Raw genomic sequence first — 17,112 nt, forward strand, 5'->3', positions numbered from 1 at the left:
AGCAGGTTACTTGCGCGGACCGCCGTGCGTCAATGCCGACGGCTTGGCGCCGCCCTGGCGTTGCTGCTGGCCGTGGCTGCGCTGTTGACCGCCGCCATGATTGCCGCCGCCGCTGCCGCCACCATTGCCGGAGGCCGAGTGCGCACCCGGCGCACGCGCCGGCTTGCGTTGCTGGTTGCCAGCGTTCGGGCCGCCGTTGCCGGGAGCGCGCGGCTTGGCCTGCTGGCCGCTGCCGTTGCGATTGCCGCCGCCATTGCCATTGCCGTTACCGTTGCCGCCGGCATTGCGCGGCGCCTGGCCCTGGGCCGGCTTGGCCGGCTGGCCGCCGGCGCGCGGCGCATTGCGCTGGCCGCCGCGACCGCCGCCGTTCTGGTGGCGACCACCGCCGCTGCGCAGCTGGATGGGCTGCGGCTTGGCGGTCGGGTCGGGTTCGAAACCGGGGATCACTTCCACCGGGATCTCGCGCTTGATGAAGCGCTCGATGTCGTAGAGCATGTCGCGTTCGTCGATGCACACCAGCGACACGGCTTCGCCGGTTGCGCCGGCGCGGCCGGTACGGCCGATGCGGTGGACGTAGTCTTCCGGCACGTTGGGCAGGTCATAGTTGACCACGTGCGGCAACTGGTCGATGTCGATGCCGCGGGCGGCGATGTCGGTGGCGATCAGGGCGGTCAGCTTGCCGTCCTTGAACTCGGCCAGCGCCTTGGTGCGCGCCGACTGGCTCTTGTTGCCGTGGATCGCCATGGCGGTGATGCCGTCGCGGCCCAGTTGCTCGACCAGCTTGTTGGCGCCGTGCTTGGTGCGGGTGAAGACCAGCACCTGCTTCCATTGGTGGGTCTTGATCAGGTGCGCCAGCATCGGGTGCTTCTTGTCGCGGTCGACCGGGTGCAGCTTCTGCGCGATGACTTCGACGGTGGAGTTGCGGCGCGCCACTTCGATCAGGGCCGGGTTCGACAGCAGGCTGTCGGCCAGTTTCTTGATTTCGTCGGCGAAGGTGGCCGAGAACAGCAGGTTCTGGCGCTTGGGCGGCAGCGCGGCCAGCACCTTGCGGATGTCGCGGATGAAGCCCATGTCCAGCATGCGGTCGGCTTCGTCCAGCACCAGGATCTGGATGTGCTGCAGGTTCACGGTGCCTTGCTGCATGTGGTCCAGCAGGCGGCCCGGCGTGGCGACCAGGATGTCGACGCCGCGCTTCAGCAGCGCGATCTGCGGGTTGATGCCGACGCCGCCGAAGATGCAGGCCGAGGTCAGCGGCAGGTACTTGCCGTACTGGCGCACGCTTTCTTCAACCTGGGCCGCCAGTTCGCGGGTGGGCGCCAGGATCAGCGCGCGGATGGGAATCTGGCCGTTGACCTTGTTGCGCGGCATGGACGACAGGCGCTGCAGCAACGGCAGGGTGAAGCCCGCGGTCTTGCCGGTGCCGGTCTGGGCGCCGGCCAGCAGGTCGCCGCCGGTGAGCACGGCAGGGACGGCCTGGGCTTGAATCGGGGTGGGGGAGGTATAGCCTTGTTCGGAAACGGCACGAACGATTTCGTCGGACAAGCCGAGCGCGGAAAATGACATGAGACTCTGAAAATGGGTTCGGCCTGTCGCCGCAATGGGCGCCAGTCGCAGGCAGACGGGGTTGAAACTTGGAGAGGACGGCGGACTTGACTGGTGGTGTGCCGCGCAGGCCGCAGTATAACAGCCGTCACCGCATCGGCAGGGAATTATTTTCTCCAGCTCAACCGTCCGGCCGTCTGCGACCCTGGCGCCTGGTTCCGCACGAGCCCGCACGCGTCCGGCCACTCAGGCGTCCAGCATCCTCAGCCCGATGGTGCCGGCCACGATCAGGCCGATGCACAGGATGCGCAGCGGCGACAGCGCGTCGTTGAAGAGCCAGATGCCCAGCACCGCCACGCCCACCGAGCCGGTGCCGGTCCAGATCGCGTAGGCGGTGCCGGCCGGCAGGCTGCGCATGGCCAGCGTCAGGAACAGTACGCTGCCGGCCGCGGCCGCCACGCCGACCATGCTGGGCACGAGGCGCGTCCAGCCCAGCGCGTACTTCAGCGAGATCGCCATGATGATTTCCACTACACTTGCCAGTGCCAGGTAGATCCAGGCCATCGATTCCTCCGATGCATGATTGAACAGGCGGCCAGCTTAGGCGACGGCCGCCAGCCCCGCAATGACGCACCTTTTGGTAACCATGAGCGACCATGAATTCCAACGAGCCGATCGCCGTCCCCGACGCCACCCCTGAAGCCGCCACCGGCGCGCCGGCCAGCGTCTTCGCCGAGGCCTGCCCCTCGCGTCGCGCGCTGGAGCTGGTGGCGGGCAAGTGGCAGCTGCTGATCTTTCCGGCCCTGGCCGCGGGACCCGCGCGCAACGGCGAGCTGTTGCGCAGGATAGAAGGCATTTCGCAAAAGGTGCTGACGCACACGCTCAAGGAGCTGGAGCGCAACGGCTTGGTGCTGCGTTGCGAGCTGAAGGGGACGGGCCGGTCTCCCCTGCATGTGGAGTACGAACTGACGCCGCTGGGCCAGTCCCTGTCGGAAACCCTCATCGCCCTCGACAACTGGGCCGAACGCCATCACGGCGACCTGCAGGCGGCGCGCGAGCGCTTCGACGCGCAGTCGCCGGCGCAGGAGACTGCCGGGCGCCTCGTGCACCGGCTGCGCTGAATCAGCGCCGGCGCGCCAGGAAATCCATCACCGGCGGCAGGACCAGCTCGCTTTGCATCAGGCCGCCGAAGTGCGTCACGCCCGGCAGGCTGACGAACTCTCCCTGCGCCAGCAAGGCCGCGGTGCGCTGCACGGCGCCATGGCGGGCGTCGGCGTCGCCGCAGAACAGCAGGCAGGGCAGCGCCATGCGCGCCAGCAGGTCTTCCTGCGAAGGGCGCGGCTGCTGGGCGGCGGCGGCCAGCGCCACCAGGTCGTTGCCGCGGATGAGCATCTTCACCTGCGGCGAGATGGCTTCATTGAGCAGGGTTTCGAAGGTGGAGATGAACTGCTCCGGATCGCGTCCGTCGATGCCGGCGAAGCCGCCCCAGCTGCGGTCTTCATAGGGATGGGCGGCGCCCAGGATGAGGCTGGCCAGGCGCTCGGGTGCGTGCCGCACCAGGCCGTAGCCGACCCAGCCGCCCAGCGAATAACCGAAGAAATGGGCGCGCGCGATGCCCAGCGCATCGAGCACCGCCAGCGCGTCGCGGCAGCGCTGCGGCTGGCTGTAGGCGGCGGTGTCGTGGGGTTTGTCGCTTAGTCCGTGGCCCAGCGCGTCGAACATGATGACCTGGTAACGCTCGCGCAGGGCAGAGGCGAAGCCGAAGAAGCGCCACGCCTCCAGGCTGCTGGTGAAGCCGTGGTGCAGCAGCAGCGGCGGACCTTCGCCTTCGACCTGATAGTGAATCCTGCGTCCGTCGCTCAGCGCAAATGGCATCGTCGTCCTTCTGCCGGTCAGGCGCTTTCGGCGCTCTTCTTGCAGCGCCGCGCCAGCAGTTCGCGCGAGCGCGCGCAGATTTCTTCGGTGCTCAGGTCTTCCACGTGGGTGGCGATCGACCAGACGTGGCCGTAGGGATCGCGCAGCATGCCGGAGCGGTCGCCGTAGAACTGGTTCTGCACGGCGCGCAGCTGCACCGCGCCGGCCTCGACGGCCTGGGCGAACACGGCGTCGACGTCGGCCACATAGACCAGCAGGCTCACGCCCGCGCCGCCCAGCGTCTGCGGACTGACAAAGCCCATTTCCGGATATTCGTCGGCCAGCATCACGCGCGCATTGCCGATCTGGATTTCGGCATGCCAGATCTTTCCGTGCGGACCGTCCAGGCGCATGATTTCCTCGGCGCCGAAGGCGCGACGGTAGAAGTCCATGGCCGCAGCGGTGCCGTTGACGATCAGATAAGGGGTGACGCTATGGTAGCCGGGCGGCAGGACGCAGGAAGCGTCGGGGGAGGGCGGGGAGGTCTGGCTGGCGCCGGCGGGCGCAACAGGCTGGATAGGCTGGATGGGCATGTCGTCTCCTCGGTCATCGCCGGTGGCCCATCTTGTCGCAGGGGCCTGCCGGCGAATGATCAGGAGAGCAGTGTATGCAAATTAGGCGAATTCGGACAGCAGATTCACTTGCTGAGCGAAAATCTTCGGGCTGCCGGCGATGACGTCGCCCTTGTAGAGGTAGTCCGATTCACCTTCGAAGGTGCCGACGATGCCGCCGGCTTCGGTCACCAGCAGCGAGCCTGCGGCGATGTCCCAGGGCTTCAGGCCCTTCTCGAAGAAGCCGTCCAGGCGGCCGGCGGCGACGTAAGCCAGGTCCAGCGCGGCGGCGCCCGGGCGGCGCAGGCCGGCGCTGTGCTCGGTCATGACCTTGAACATCTTGACGTATTCGTTCAGGCCGTCCAGGTCACGGAAGGGGAAACCGGTGCCGATCAGGGCGTCGGCGATCTTGTCGCGCTTGCCCACGCGGATGCGCTTTTCGTTCAGGTAGGCGCCGGCGCCCTTGGAGGCGGTGAACAGGTCGTTGCGGGTGGGGTCGTAGACTACGGCCTGCGTGATGATGCCGCGCTGCTGCAGCGCGATCGAGACGCAGTATTGCGGGAAGCCGTGGATGAAGTTGGTGGTGCCGTCCAGCGGATCGATGATCCAGACGTTTTCATTCTCGTCGTGAAGGTTGTCGGACGCGCCGGACTCTTCGGCCAGGATGGCGTGGTCAGGGTAGGCGTTCTTCAGCACTTCGATGATCGCGTCTTCTGCAGCCTTGTCGACTTCGGTGACGAAGTCGTTGTGCGATTTCTTGGAGACTTTCAACAGGGAAACGTCGAAGGACGCCCGGTTGATGATGGTTGCGGCGCGGCGAGCTGCCTTGATCGCCGTATTGAGCATGGGTGGGATGATCATTCCGATGGTTCCGTTAAAATTGCGTCACCGTCCCCGGTGACTGCGTTGCTGACCGTCGACCCCGTCTCCCTTTCGCGAATGCGTTGCCGTGAAACCACGGCGCCGGCATGCGTGCGAAAGAAAGCACAGCAGTTGCAAACGACTTTGCGACCTTGCGACAATGAAATTAATGAGCGATGCGCCATCCGCAGGCTGTATGCTTGCGGGCTTGCCGGAAAATGGCTTGGTTGGCGCTTTGCCAACTTCGGCTTTCCGGGCGCGAATCCCGCTATTTTAAATGAACAAGCAAGAATCCGAACACTCTCTTTTCACTCGCCTGCGCTTTGTGTTGGTCAATACCAGCAGTCCGGGCAACATCGGCTCGGCCGCGCGGGCCATCAAGACCATGGGCTTTTCCGAGCTGGTGCTGGTCAATCCGCGCTTTCCGGACGCGGTCCGGGAGGACGAGGCCGTGGCTTTCGCCAGCGGCGCACTGGACGTGTTGCAGAATGCGCGCGTGGTGGGCAGCGTGGAAGAAGCGTTGCAAGGTTGCAACTTCGCCGCCGCCGTCAGCGCCCGCCTGCGCGAATTTTCGCCGCCGGTGGTCACCCCGCGCGAGCTGGCCGGCCAGCTGTCGCAGGACACCGGCCTGAACGCGGCGCTGCTGTTCGGCAACGAACGTTTCGGCCTGCCCAACGAGGTGGTGCAGAAATGCCAGGCGCTCATCAACATCCCGGCCAATCCCGATTACTCCTCGCTGAACCTGTCGCAGGCGGTGCAGGTGCTGGCCTATGAGTGCCGCATGACCGAGCTGGAACTGCGCGGCGGTCCGATGCGCACCAGCGGCGACGCGCGCGCGCCGGGCGAGGTCGGTTTCCAGGGCAGCAGCGCCGGCGTCGCCGAGATCGAAGGCATGTTCGCGCACCTGGAAGAAGCGCTGGTGGCGATCGATTTCCTCAACCCCGACAACCCGAAGAAGCTGATGCCGCGCTTGAAGCGCATGTTCGCGCGCGCCCAGCTGGAAACCGAGGAAGTCAACATCCTGCGCGGCATCGCCCGCCAGATCCTGGAGCCCAAGCAAGCGAAGGCCCGCAAGAACGAAGAAGGAGGGCCTGAACATGGCTAAGCTGACCCTGGACCGCATCCTGCAATCGCAGGGCTTCGGTTCCCGCAAGTACTGCCGCGAGCTGATCGACGACGGCGAAGTCGCCGTCAACGGCGAGGTGGTGGACGACTACCGCGCCACGCCCGACACCAAGGGCCTGGTGCTGACCATCTTCGAGGAGGAGTGGGCGTACCGCGAACACGTCTACATCGCCATCAACAAGCCGCCAAACATCGAATGCTCGCGCAAGCCCAGCCACCATCCCGGCGTGCTGACGATATTGCCGGAGCAGTTCACCTGGCGCGACGTGCAGCCGGTGGGCCGGCTTGACCACGACACCACCGGGTTGTTGCTGATGTCCGACGACGGCGCCTTCATCCATGCGCAGTCCTCGCCCAAGCGCCACGTGCCCAAGGTCTACGCGGCCACCACCGCCGAACCGGTGACCGACGCCCTGGTCGCCCAGCTGCTCGGCGGCGTGCAACTGCACGACGAGCCCGCGCCGCTGGCCGCCACGCGCTGCCGCAAGCTGGGCGAGAACCTGCTGGAGATCGTGCTGGAGCAGGGCAAGTACCACCAGGTCAAACGCATGCTGGCCGCCGCCGGCAACCATTGCAGCGCGCTGTGCCGCACCGCCATCGGTGGGCTGAAGCTGGAGGCGCTGGAGCTGGAAGAGGGCGAGTGGATCTTCCTGGATGAGGCGCAGATGGCCTTGCTGGTGCCGGACTGATCCGGGTTCAGCGTCGTTCGTCGACGGTTCGCCGGCCATAAAAAACGCCATCGTGTTCACGATGGCGTTTTTGTTTTCCGGGAGCGGCGAATCAGTGACGCGCCTGGCCCGCCTCGGTGCTGCCGGCGACATCGCTGGCGAACAGCAGGGCGCAGTCCACGGCGTCGAACTCATAGTGCTGGCCGCAGAAATCGCAGTCGATGCCCAGCTTGTCCATCTGCGTGAGCGCGTCTTCCACCTCTTCGCGGCCCAGCATCTTGAGCATGTTGCCGACCTTCTCGCGCGAGCAGGAACAATGGAAGCCGGGATGCGCGGGGTCGAACACGCGGATGGTCTCTTCCCAGAACAGGCGATGCATCAGCGTGGCGATGTCGGTGGAGAGCAGCTCTTCGCGGCGCAGCGTATTGCCCAGCATGACGAAGTGCTCCCAGGCGTCGTGCTCGCTGCCTTCGGCCTTGGCGGTCGGGGCGTTGACGCCGCCTTCGCTGGGCAGTTTTTGCAGCAGCAGGCCGCGCGAGACCTGGCTGTCGGCGGCCAGCCACAGCTTGGTGTCGAGCTGCTCGGAGCGCAGCATGTAGTTTTCGATCACGGTGGCCACGCTCTCGCCGTCCAGCGGCACGATGCCCTGGTAGGGCTGCTGGCCGGGCAGCTTGTCCTTGGGATCGAGCGTGATCACGAAGCGGCCGTTGCCGCCGGCGTTGATCAGGTCGCCCAGCGAGGCGTCATCGGCGATCTGCGCGCCGTCGGCCAGCTTGGCGGTGGCGCGCAGGTGCAGCTCGGAGTCGCACTCCACCACCAGCAGCTTGACCGGGCCGTCGCCATGGATCTGCATGACGATCATGCCGTTGAACTTCAGGTTGGCCGAGAGCAGGGCGGCCGCCGCCAGCATCTCGCCCAGCAGGGTCTTCACCGCCGGCGGATACTCGCGGCGGGCCTGCACCTGGCGCCAGGTGTCGGAGATCTCGACCAGTTCGCCGCGGATGGGGGCGTTGTCGACCAGGAATTTTTGCAGCGTGTCTTTCATCGTTTCCTTCTGGGTTGCCATTCAAGCAATGCGCTTGAGCTTGGCCTTGAACTGTTGCGCGCGCAGCACGTAGCTGTCGGTGCCGGCATGCATGCGCGCGATATCTTCTTCGGACAGTTGGCGCACGGCCTTGGCCGGGGCGCCGATGATCAGCGAGTTGTCCGGAAACTCCTTGCCTTCGGTCACCAGCGCGCCGGCGCCGACCAGGCAGTTCTTGCCGATCTTTGCGCCGTTCAACACCACGGCCTGGATGCCGATCAGCGCGCCGTCGCCGACGGTGCAGCCGTGCAGCATGGCCTGGTGGCCGACTGTCACATTCTTGCCGATGACCATCGGATAACCGATATCGGTGTGCAGCACCGCGCCTTCCTGCACGTTGCTGTTTTCACCGATGGTGATCAGTTCATTGTCGCCGCGGATGGCGACGTTGAACCAGACGCTGGAGTGCGGTTCCATCTTGACCTTGCCGACCACGGTCGACGATTCGGCCACGAAAGCGGTTTCGTGGATTTCGGGGATGTCCTGCTCCAACTGATAGATGGCCATAATAAAATTGTCTCCTTTGTGCAGCCTGTTGCGAACCCGCCTCTGTCGCTTGCCACCTCATATGGTGGCAATGCCGGCGTCATCAACCGCATATTTTACCGTCCCTTGAAAGAAGCATCCTTGGATCACGCCTCATCCCCAGTTGAAGACTTTTCATTCACCGGCCTGCGCGCCGGCGCCTTGTATTGCCTGAAGGAAATTACGCCGGCCGTGAAATGCGCCGCCGTGCAGGCCTTGCATGCGGCCTGGCACGGCGGCGCCCTGGCGCTGGAAGAGGCGGATCTGGCGGCGGCCGAATCGGGCAAGGGCATTCCCGGCCGGCCTGAAAAACCCGAGCTGGTGCCGCCGCTGCAGGTGAAGCTGCGTTCCATGGCCACGCCCGAAGGCCGCGCGGCGCTGATCCACGCATTGGCCCACATCGAGTTCAACGCCATCAACCTTGCCTTGGATGCGGTCTGGCGCTTCCCCGGCATGCCGCGCGATTTTTACGCCGACTGGCTGCAGGTGGCGGCCGAAGAGGCCTATCACTATTCATTGCTGGCCGGCCACTTGCAGGCGCTGGGCTACGCCTATGGCGACTTCAGCGCCCACAACAGTCTGTGGGAAATGGCCGAGAAGACCGGCGCCGACGTGCTGGCCCGCATCGCCCTGGTGCCGCGCACGCTGGAAGCGCGCGGGCTGGACGCGGCGCCCCCGGTGCGCGCCAAGCTGGCGCAGGCGGGCGACGTGGCGGCTGCCGACATCCTGGACATCATCATGCGCGACGAGATCGGCCATGTGCTGATCGGCAACCGCTGGTTCAACTGGCTGTGCGAGCAGCGCGGGCTCGATCCTATCGCGACCTTCGCCGCCATGTGCGTGAAGTACAAGGCGCCGCCATTGCGCGGTCCGTTCAACCTGGAGGCGCGCAAGGCGGCCGGGTTTTCGGAGGAGGAGCTGCTGATGTTCAAGGATGTGACGGGCTGATCGGGCCGCCGCTCTCCGGCTTTATTCAAAGGGTTTCAGGTGTGAAATGGAAAGCTGCTGTTTTTACACCGGTGTTTCATTTTTGGGGCCAAGCAGCTTGCAAGGCTGTGCTATCGTCGCCGGGTTTGCGGTCCACAAGGGCCGTTTTTCCAGGAAAGGATGACAAGATGAAGAAAATATCCAAGCTGCTGATCGGCATCGCCATGGTCGGCGCCGCGGCCACCTTGCTGGCCGCCTGCCAGAAGAAGGAAGAACCCGGCCCGGCCGAGGCGCTGGGCAAGAAGATCGACGGCGCCGTGCAGGAAGCCGGCAAGCAGATCGAAGAGGCGACCGGCAAGGCCAGGGAACAGTCCTCGGATACCGGCAGCAAGCTGGGCGAGGCGATGGACAAGGCCAAGGCCGACGCCCAGAGCGCCTATGAGAAAACCAAGGAAGGCGCCAAGGAGCTGACCCAGAAGGCCGGCGAGAAGATGGAAGAAGCGGGCCAGAAGATCCAGGACGCGTCCAAGAAGTAAGCTGCGCCGATTGTGCCGATTGTGCCGATTGCGCTGCGCGCCGGCGATGAAAAAAAGCCTCCGTCAGGAGGCTTTTTCTTTTGGGGCGCCGTATCGGGCCGGCATTCGGCATTCAGTCGCGCGTGTTGTGGATGATTTCGATGACCATCTTCTGGATTGACGGCTCCAGCGCCAGCGCCACATGGCCGATGCCGATGACCGGGATGTTCCAGGCGCCTTCCAGGTGGGCCGAGCTCTGCGGCGAGATGATGTTGTCGTGCTGGGAGTAGATGGAAACGATGGAGGCCAGCCCATCGGCGTCTTCCGTGGCCGCCAGGTTCTGCAGCCACGGGCTGCTCTGGCCTTCCTCGTAGCGGCCCAGCCAGTTCATTTCACCGCAGTTGATGCCGATGCCGAAGTTGGCGATCGCCGTGCCGTGGTGCGGTGAGCCCAGGGTGATCACCTTGGCCACCCGGTCGCCGCCGTGGTCGCGCAGATAGGCGCGTGCGGCCAGGCCGCCCATGCTGTGGGCGAGGATGACGATCTTCTTCTGCCCGGTTTCTTCCAGCACGCGCCGCACTGCCGCGTCGACCAGCGGGGCATAGCCGTCGATGCTGCCGAACACGGGTTCCATGTCCAGCGCATAGTGCGTGATGTGCGCTTCACGCAGCTCCAGGCTCATCCAGCGCCAGTAGCCGCTGTTGCAGCCGTAGCCGTGGATCAGCAGCACCGGCAGCGAGGTGGTGTCGGGGTAGGTGAACTGGTCGAAGCGCAGGAAGGGCATGGCCCAGGACGAGCACAACATGGTCGCGCGGAATTCGCGCAGGAACAGCCGGCTGATCTGCAGCCAGGTGATCTCGACCGGGTTGGCGGTGCGGCCGCGATAGGGCCAGGTGAGGAAAAAGCTGTTGGCGGTGATCTGCGCGCGCAGCAGCAGCACGATGCAGATGCCGCCCAGCGCCGCCACGACGATGGGCCAGTCGAAATGCCGCAGCAGGAAGTAGAACAGGACCGCAATACCGAGCTGGATCAGGAGCAGGGTTCTGGAGATGCGCGAAATCATGCGTGGCCGGGTCCGATGCGATCAGGTGGGCGGACATGCCGAAGCATGCGGTTGCCGGGGAGCATAGCAGAGCCCTGTGACCGTCTTATGAAGACATTTTTATGAAGACATTTCCGGCGGGATTTCGCCCTTCCCGGGCGTGCCGGCCGGCGCGGATTCCGGCTTTTGCGGCTTGGCCGGCAGCGCCGCGTTGACCAGGCGGGTGCCGGCGATGCGGTCGTGCAGGAACTGGCGTTGCGGGTCGAGCCGGATGGCCAGCGCCCACAGCAGCACATTGGCGGCCGGAATCAGCACCAGCGCCCATTGCCTGCCGTGCACGGCCGAGGCCAGTGCCAGTCCGGGCAGCACCCACAGCCAGGCCAGCAGGAAGCGGAAGGTCGCGCGCCACAACCCGACCGGGTTGCCGGCCGTATCGACCAGCCTGAAGCGCCAGGTCTTCATCGCCAGCGTCTGCCCGCCATGGGTCCAGAACCAGATGAAATACGCCGCCAGCACCAGGAACAGCCAGGCCTCCATCGCGTGGCGCAGGTAGAGCGCATGGCGTTGCTGCAGCAGCGTGGAAAACAGCCAGCCGGACATGAACAGGACGCCGAACAGCAGCATGGATTCGTAGAGCATGCTGCTGAGGCGGCGGCGCAGCGAAGGCGTGGTCATGTCCTGCATGGAGTCTCGCGGTGGTGTGGTGGTGGTTCCCGGCAGGCGATGTGGCTCCCCATCGGGCTTGCAGATGGTAAAGCAATCGGCGGGACTTGCCTATGGCATGGATTGACCGAGCGCAAGGCGAGGAGGGATGGCAAAGCATGCTATCCGCGGATGCGGCATGCGATCGCGCGGTTGTGCGGTTGTACGGTTTGATCGGGGGAGAGGGGCGGGCGGCGGCAGATGCGCCGGCCGGCGAGGCGAGAAGCTGGCGACTCGCTTACTTGCTGTCGGCGACCGCGGCCGATGCCGGAATGACGCCGCCCAGCGCGACCGCGGTAGCCGGAGCCGGCGTCGCAACTGCGGGCTGCGGAGCGGCCTGGGAGCCGGGGGCGACGGCAGGAGCGATCACCGGCGCCGGAGCGGGGGCGGGAGGCAGCGGGCGATCCAGTGCTTCAGCCGGTAACTGGATGGTGGGCGCGGCATTGCCCGGCGTGGACGGCAGCTTGGCCACGCGCTTGGGCAGCTTGGCCTGGGCCAGTTTCTTCTTCTGCTCGGCGGACAGCTGCTGGTACTTGTTCCACTGCTCGTTCTTTTCTTCGGTATCGAGCTTCTTGGCGCGCGCGTAGTTGGTGCGCGCCGCGCTGCGCTGTGCCGGCGTCAGCTTGACCCAGTCGCGCATGCGGTCATGCAGGCGCTGCTGTTCCTCGGGCTTCATGTGCGCGTACTTCTTGCTGATGACCAGCCATTTTTCCTTCTGCAGGTCGCTCATCTTGGCCCATTCGCCCGACAGCGGCTCCAGCGCCTGTTGTTGTGGCGCCGACAGGCTGGGCCAAGCCAGCTTGTTGTCCGGTTTCTTTGCGATGGCCTTGGCGCTGGCGCCGGCCTTGGCCGGCGTCTGTGCAGCGGCCGGCGCTGCCGCAGCCGGCTGTGCCGCGGCGGGAGCAGGGGCGGCGGCGGGCGCGTTCTGCGCCAGCGACCATGCGCAGGTCAAGCCACCGGCCAGCATTGCCATCGCCAACGCAATACGCGAAAGGCGGACGGAAACCTGAGTCTTGGAGCCGGTGGTGTTGCGCATCGTGTTATTCGCCCTTTTCAGCAAGGAAAGCGTTGAAGCCGTGGTCCAGGTAAGCGGACAGCGGGAGTTCGTCGGACAGCACGGCCGCGTCGATCTCGGCGAGGTCGTCCACGCGCTTGGCGTTTTCGTGCTGGTAGATGCCGGCGAAGAGGATGATGCCCGCCAGCAGCGGCAGCATCACGCCCAGGCGTCCGAGCCAGGAGCTCTTGTCGGACGACATCGTGCCGCCGAAGGCGCCCGCGAAGACCGGCTGCTCGACGCGCACCGTCATCGGCACGTGTTTTTTGCGAGCCAACGCCACCCGGCGGGCAGCCGCCAGGTTTTGCAGGGTGTCGTCGGACAGGTTGTCCAGGTTGGCGTCGAGCGCCAGCTTCACCTTATAGGCGAATTGCAGTTCCTTGTTGTTCATAATGTGATTCCTTTGGCTCTGAGGGCTTGAGCCAGCGCATGAGTTGCACGGGAGCAATGGGTCTTGACGCTTCCTTCGGAGCAACCCATGGCGGCGGCCGTTTCCGCCACGTCCATGTCCTGCCAGTAACGCATCAGGAAGGCTTCCCGTTGACGCGTCGGAAGCTTTTGTATTTCAGCGTCGATCAGCATCAGCGTCTGCTCGCGCTCGACCTTGTCGGCGCTGGACTCGGCGGCCTGGGAGCCGTCCTCGGACTCGAGGCTTTCCAGCACGTCGAAATCCTCCTGGCCCTCGCCGTCGCCGAAGCTGGAGAACAGGCTGACCCAGGTGTTGCGCACCTTTTCGCGCCGGAAGAAATCGTGGATGGTGTTCTGCAGGATGCGCTGGAACAGCATCGGCAGTTCGTCCACCGGTTTGTCGCCGTATTTCTCGGCGAGCTTGATCATGGCATCTTGAACAATGTCCAGCGCGGCCTCGTCCTTGCGTACGGCATACACCGCCTGTTTGAAGGCGCGGCGTTCGACACTTTCAAGAAAATCGGAGAGTTCTTTGTCAGTTGCCATGCATTGAGGTTGCCGGATGGGGCAGTCGGACATCGGTGGGCTCGTGAGAGCCGCGATCCGGCTGGGAAGTGCAGAAAAATGCAAAAATTCTTCAAAAAGCAGACCGAATCCTAGCAAAAATGGCCATGCTTGTCGTGGTGTTTATCCCGAAACGCCGCATAAAACGCGAGTGGCGGGGCGACCTTCGAAGGATTTCGCTTGACCAAAATGATGCAACGCATTACTGTCCTATCTCCCGCCTCCCACACTTGGGGCGTTTATGTTCTTCGCCGGTGCTTCACATAAGGTCGTGCCGGTCCGGAGACGCCGCTTTAAGATTTAAAGCTTGTTTGTTCTAACCCGTGCCACAAGCGCGAGGAATCAGTAGTAGTCCATCTTGTACCAAGGCTGAACGAGTCGCGTTGAGCGGCATTTCGAACCTCACTACGGTTGAGGCGCAGAAATGACGTGACCGCACAAAAAAGGGACGCCGCCGGCAAGACGACCAATACGATTCCGTCAGGAGAGAACATCCGATCAATTTCCAATGGACCTTGAAAGGAAGCAGCATGAGTGCTGAGCAAATCACCGGCGCGGATATACTCGTCCGTTGCCTGGCTGAAGAAGGTGTTGAACACGTCTTCGGCTATCCTGGTGGCGCCGTCCTCTATATCTACGACGCAATCTTCAAACAAGACAAATTCCAGCACATCCTGGTTCGTCACGAACAGGCTGCCGTGCATGCTGCGGACGCATATTCGCGCAGCTCGGAAAAGGTCGGCGTGTGCATCGTCACCTCCGGCCCCGGCGTCACCAATGCGGTGACCGGCCTGGCGACAGCCTATATGGATTCCATCCCGATGGTGGTGATCTCCGGCCAGGTGCCGTCGACCGCCATCGGCCAGGATGCGTTCCAGGAGTGCGACACCGTCGGCATCACCCGTCCCTGCGTCAAGCACAACTTCCTGGTGAAGGATGTGAAGGACCTGGCGGAAACGATCAAGAAGGCGTTCTACATCGCCACGACAGGTCGTCCGGGTCCGGTGCTGGTGGACATCCCCAAAGACATCACGATGCATACCTGCGCCTTCGAGTATCCGAAGAGCGTCGAGATGCGTTCGTACAAGCCGGTCGACAAGGGCCACTCGGGCCAGATCCGCAAGGCGCTGCAGCTGTTGCTGGCGGCCGAGCGCCCGATGATCTACACCGGCGGCGGCATCATCCTGGCCAATGCGGCGCCTGAGCTCAACAAGCTGGTCGACCGCCTGGGTTATCCCTGTACCAATACGCTGATGGGCCTGGGCGCCTATCGCGCCTCGAGCGACAAGTTCGTCGGCATGCCCGGCATGCACGGCACTTACGAAGCCAACATGGCCATGCAGCACTGCGACGTGCTCATCGCCATCGGCGCGCGCTTCGACGACCGCGTGATCGGTAACCCCAAGCACTTCGCCTCCACCGCCCGCAAGATCATCCACATCGACATCGACCCCTCGTCGATCTCGAAGCGCGTGAAGGTCGACATCCCCATCGTGGGCAACGTCAAGGACGTGCTGCAAGAGCTGCTGGCCCAGCTGGATTCCGCGGAAACCAAACAGAACGGCGCCGCGCTGGACAACTGGTGGAAGCAGATCAACGAATGGCGCAAGCGCGACTGCCTGAAGTTCGCTACGTCCGATGAATTCATCAAGCCGCAGGCGGTGGTTCAGAAGGTCTGGGAAGTCACCAAGGGCGACGCCTTCATCACCTCCGACGTCGGCCAGCACCAGATGTGGGCCGCGCAATACTACGGTTTCGACAAGCCGCGCCGCTGGATCAACTCCGGCGGCCTGGGCACCATGGGTGTGGGCCTGCCGTACGCCATGGGCGTGCAGAAGGCCAATCCCGACGCCACCGTGGCCTGCATTACGGGTGAAGCCTCGATCCAGATGTGCATCCAGGAGCTGGCGACCTGCAAGCAGTATCACCTGACGCCCAAGATCATTCTGCTCAACAACCGCTTCCTGGGCATGGTGCGCCAGTGGCAGCAGATCGACTACGGCTCCCGTTATTCCGAGTCCTACATGGATTCGCTGCCCGACTTCAACAAGCTGGCGGAGTCCTATGGCCACGTCGGCATGAAAATCGAGAAGCCGGGCGACGTCGATGGCGCCCTGCGCGAAGCCTTTGCAATGAAAGACAGGCTGGTCTTCATGAACTTCATCACCGATCAAACCGAGAACGTCTGGCCGATGGTCAAGGCGGGCAAGGGGTTGACTGAGATGCTGTTGGGTTCGGAGGATCTGTAATCATGCGCCATATCATTTCTGTGCTGCTGGAAAACGAAGCCGGCGCATTGTCCCGCGTCGTGGGCCTGTTCTCCGCACGCGGCTACAACATCGAAACGCTCACCGTTGCACCCACCGAAGACCCGACCCTGTCGCGCATGACCATCGTGACTTCCGGCTCGGACGATGTGATCGAACAGATCACCAAACACCTGAACCGCTTGATCGAGGTGGTGAAGGTCGTCGATCTGACGGAAGGCGCGCATATCGAGCGCGAACTGATGCTGATCAAGGTGCGCGCAGTGGGCAAGGAGCGTGAAGAGATGAAGCGTACCGCGGACATTTTCCGCGGCCGCATCATCGACGTCACCGAGAAGACCTACACGATCGAACTGACCGGCAACAAGAGCAAGCTGGACGCATTCATCGACGCCATGGATCGCACGGCGATCCTGGAAACGGTACGTACCGGCGGCTCCGGCATCGGCCGCGGCGAACGGATCCTGAAGATCTGAACGGCCGCAGCAAGCAACGCAATCACACACATTCAAATCAAGTTATTCGGAACATAGGAAAAATCATGAAAGTTTTTTACGACAAAGACGCAGACCTGTCCCTGATCAAGAACAAGAACGTGACCATCGTCGGTTACGGTTCGCAAGGTCACGCGCACGCGCTGAACCTGAAGGATTCGGGCTGCAAGGTGACCGTTGGCCTGCGTAAGGGCGGCGCATCGTGGAGCAAGGCCGAGAAGGCCGGCCTGAAGGTTGCCGAAGTCAACGACGCGGTCAAGGAAGCCGACGTCATCATGATCCTGCTGCCGGATGAAAACATCGGCCAGGTGTATGCCGAGAACGTGGCGCCGTACGCCAAGCAGGGCGCCACCGTGGCGTTTGCGCACGGCTTCAACATTCACTATGGCCAGGTGGTGCCGCGCGCCGACCTGGACGTGATCATGATCGCGCCGAAGGCGCCGGGCCACACCGTGCGTTCGACCTACAGCCAGGGTGGCGGCGTGCCGCACCTGATCGCCGTGTACCAGGACAAGTCCGGCAGCGCCCGTGACGTGGCCCTGTCGTACGCCACCGCCAACGGCGGCGGTCGCGCCGGCATCATCGAAACCAACTTCCGTGAAGAAACCGAAACCGACCTGTTCGGCGAACAGGCCGTGCTGTGCGGCGGTACCGTCGAACTGATCAAGGCCGGTTTCGAAACCCTGGTGGAAGCCGGCTACGCGCCGGAAATGGCCTACTTCGAGTGCCTGCACGAACTGAAGCTGATCGTCGACCTGATCTACGAAGGCGGCATCGCCAACATGAACTACTCGATCTCGAACAACGCCGAATACGGCGAGTACGTGACCGGCCCGCGCATCATCAACGAAGAGAGCAAGGCGGTGATG

The 17,112-nt window shown here is 64.0% G+C and carries 20 protein-coding genes; 8 read left to right on the plus strand and 12 right to left on the minus strand.

Annotated elements, in window-relative coordinates; all coding sequences use genetic code 11:
• Positions 1-6: 6 nt before the first annotated feature.
• Positions 7-1,563, minus strand: a complete 1,557-nt coding sequence (locus tag CEJ42_RS06660) for a DEAD/DEAH box helicase (protein ID WP_088750419.1) — start codon at positions 1,561-1,563, stop codon at positions 7-9.
• A gap of 225 nt (positions 1,564-1,788) precedes the next feature.
• The gene (locus CEJ42_RS06665) at positions 1,789-2,106 is read right to left on the minus strand and encodes a DMT family transporter (RefSeq protein WP_088750420.1); all 318 of its coding nucleotides are present in this window, start codon (positions 2,104-2,106) and stop codon (positions 1,789-1,791) included.
• A gap of 92 nt (positions 2,107-2,198) precedes the next feature.
• Between CEJ42_RS06665 and CEJ42_RS06670 the strand changes: the two genes are divergently transcribed.
• Positions 2,199-2,663, plus strand: a complete 465-nt coding sequence (locus CEJ42_RS06670; protein WP_088750421.1) for a winged helix-turn-helix transcriptional regulator — start codon at positions 2,199-2,201, stop codon at positions 2,661-2,663.
• Position 2,664: 1 nt separating this feature from the next.
• On the opposite strand, the gene CEJ42_RS06675 is transcribed toward CEJ42_RS06670, so the two are convergent.
• The 3 genes from CEJ42_RS06675 to CEJ42_RS06685 all read right to left on the minus strand — a co-directional run bounded on the left by CEJ42_RS06675 (position 2,665) and on the right by CEJ42_RS06685 (position 4,868).
• Entirely contained in the window at positions 2,665-3,417 is a 753-nt protein-coding gene (locus tag CEJ42_RS06675) for an alpha/beta fold hydrolase (RefSeq protein ID WP_088750422.1), read from the minus strand.
• A gap of 17 nt (positions 3,418-3,434) precedes the next feature.
• Complete coding sequence (locus CEJ42_RS06680; protein WP_079214353.1) at positions 3,435-3,989, minus strand: VOC family protein; 555 nt, start codon at positions 3,987-3,989, stop codon at positions 3,435-3,437.
• Positions 3,990-4,070: 81 nt separating this feature from the next.
• Positions 4,071-4,868 (minus strand): inositol monophosphatase family protein, encoded by a 798-nt coding sequence (locus CEJ42_RS06685; protein WP_079214354.1) that lies wholly within the window; start codon positions 4,866-4,868, stop codon positions 4,071-4,073.
• 277 nt (positions 4,869-5,145) lie between these two features.
• On the opposite strand from CEJ42_RS06685, the gene CEJ42_RS06690 reads away from it, so the two are divergent.
• Together CEJ42_RS06690 and CEJ42_RS06695 are read left to right on the plus strand one after the other, a co-directional pair.
• A complete protein-coding gene (locus tag CEJ42_RS06690) occupies positions 5,146-5,973 on the plus strand; it encodes an RNA methyltransferase (protein ID WP_079214355.1) in 828 nt (275 codons plus the stop codon).
• Positions 5,966-6,682 (plus strand): pseudouridine synthase, encoded by a 717-nt coding sequence (locus CEJ42_RS06695; protein WP_079214356.1) that lies wholly within the window; start codon positions 5,966-5,968, stop codon positions 6,680-6,682. The genes CEJ42_RS06690 and CEJ42_RS06695 overlap by 8 nt, the downstream gene beginning before the upstream one ends.
• Positions 6,683-6,773: 91 nt before the next feature.
• On the opposite strand, the gene hslO is transcribed toward CEJ42_RS06695, so the two are convergent.
• Together hslO and CEJ42_RS06705 are read right to left on the minus strand one after the other, a co-directional pair.
• A complete protein-coding gene (gene hslO, locus CEJ42_RS06700) occupies positions 6,774-7,706 on the minus strand; it encodes an Hsp33 family molecular chaperone HslO (protein WP_079219026.1) in 933 nt (310 codons plus the stop codon).
• Positions 7,707-7,727: 21 nt separating this feature from the next.
• Entirely contained in the window at positions 7,728-8,252 is a 525-nt protein-coding gene (locus tag CEJ42_RS06705; protein ID WP_079214357.1) for a gamma carbonic anhydrase family protein, read from the minus strand.
• Between the two features lie 120 nt (positions 8,253-8,372).
• On the opposite strand from CEJ42_RS06705, the gene CEJ42_RS06710 reads away from it, so the two are divergent.
• Both CEJ42_RS06710 and CEJ42_RS06715 read left to right on the plus strand, forming a co-directional pair.
• The gene (locus tag CEJ42_RS06710; protein WP_088750423.1) at positions 8,373-9,218 is read left to right on the plus strand and encodes a ferritin-like domain-containing protein; all 846 of its coding nucleotides are present in this window, start codon (positions 8,373-8,375) and stop codon (positions 9,216-9,218) included.
• A 167-nt stretch (positions 9,219-9,385) separates the two neighbouring features.
• On the plus strand, positions 9,386-9,733 hold the full coding sequence (locus CEJ42_RS06715; RefSeq protein ID WP_088750424.1) for a hypothetical protein: 348 nt from the start codon (positions 9,386-9,388) through the stop codon (positions 9,731-9,733).
• A 112-nt stretch (positions 9,734-9,845) separates the two neighbouring features.
• Here CEJ42_RS06715 and CEJ42_RS06720 read toward each other — a convergent pair whose 3' ends face one another.
• The 5 genes from CEJ42_RS06720 to CEJ42_RS06740 all read right to left on the minus strand — a co-directional run bounded on the left by CEJ42_RS06720 (position 9,846) and on the right by CEJ42_RS06740 (position 13,464).
• Positions 9,846-10,775 (minus strand): esterase/lipase family protein, encoded by a 930-nt coding sequence (locus tag CEJ42_RS06720; RefSeq protein ID WP_088750425.1) that lies wholly within the window; start codon positions 10,773-10,775, stop codon positions 9,846-9,848.
• Between the two features lie 99 nt (positions 10,776-10,874).
• Positions 10,875-11,438 (minus strand): RDD family protein, encoded by a 564-nt coding sequence (locus tag CEJ42_RS06725; RefSeq protein ID WP_088750426.1) that lies wholly within the window; start codon positions 11,436-11,438, stop codon positions 10,875-10,877.
• Between the two features lie 256 nt (positions 11,439-11,694).
• Positions 11,695-12,423, minus strand: coding sequence for a DUF3106 domain-containing protein (locus CEJ42_RS06730; RefSeq protein ID WP_420840748.1), 729 nt, complete (start codon positions 12,421-12,423; stop codon positions 11,695-11,697).
• Between the two features lie 73 nt (positions 12,424-12,496).
• Positions 12,497-12,901, minus strand: coding sequence for a DUF3619 family protein (locus CEJ42_RS06735; RefSeq protein ID WP_079214363.1), 405 nt, complete (start codon positions 12,899-12,901; stop codon positions 12,497-12,499).
• Entirely contained in the window at positions 12,898-13,464 is a 567-nt protein-coding gene (locus CEJ42_RS06740; protein ID WP_079214364.1) for an RNA polymerase sigma factor, read from the minus strand. Before CEJ42_RS06740 ends, CEJ42_RS06735 begins: the two co-directional genes overlap by 4 nt.
• A gap of 548 nt (positions 13,465-14,012) precedes the next feature.
• On the opposite strand from CEJ42_RS06740, the gene CEJ42_RS06745 reads away from it, so the two are divergent.
• From CEJ42_RS06745 to ilvC, 3 genes are all read left to right on the plus strand, one after another.
• A complete protein-coding gene (locus CEJ42_RS06745) occupies positions 14,013-15,731 on the plus strand; it encodes an acetolactate synthase 3 catalytic subunit (RefSeq protein WP_079214365.1) in 1,719 nt (572 codons plus the stop codon).
• A 2-nt stretch (positions 15,732-15,733) separates the two neighbouring features.
• A complete protein-coding gene (gene ilvN / locus CEJ42_RS06750) occupies positions 15,734-16,225 on the plus strand; it encodes an acetolactate synthase small subunit (protein WP_079214366.1) in 492 nt (163 codons plus the stop codon).
• Between the two features lie 65 nt (positions 16,226-16,290).
• Positions 16,291-17,112, plus strand: an 822-nt coding sequence (gene ilvC / locus CEJ42_RS06755; protein WP_088750428.1) for a ketol-acid reductoisomerase, incomplete at its 3' end; no start/stop codon positions are given.

Origin of the sequence: Herbaspirillum robiniae (assembly GCF_002213415.1) — a bacterium.
Classification (GTDB): domain Bacteria; phylum Pseudomonadota; class Gammaproteobacteria; order Burkholderiales; family Burkholderiaceae_D; genus Herbaspirillum; species Herbaspirillum robiniae.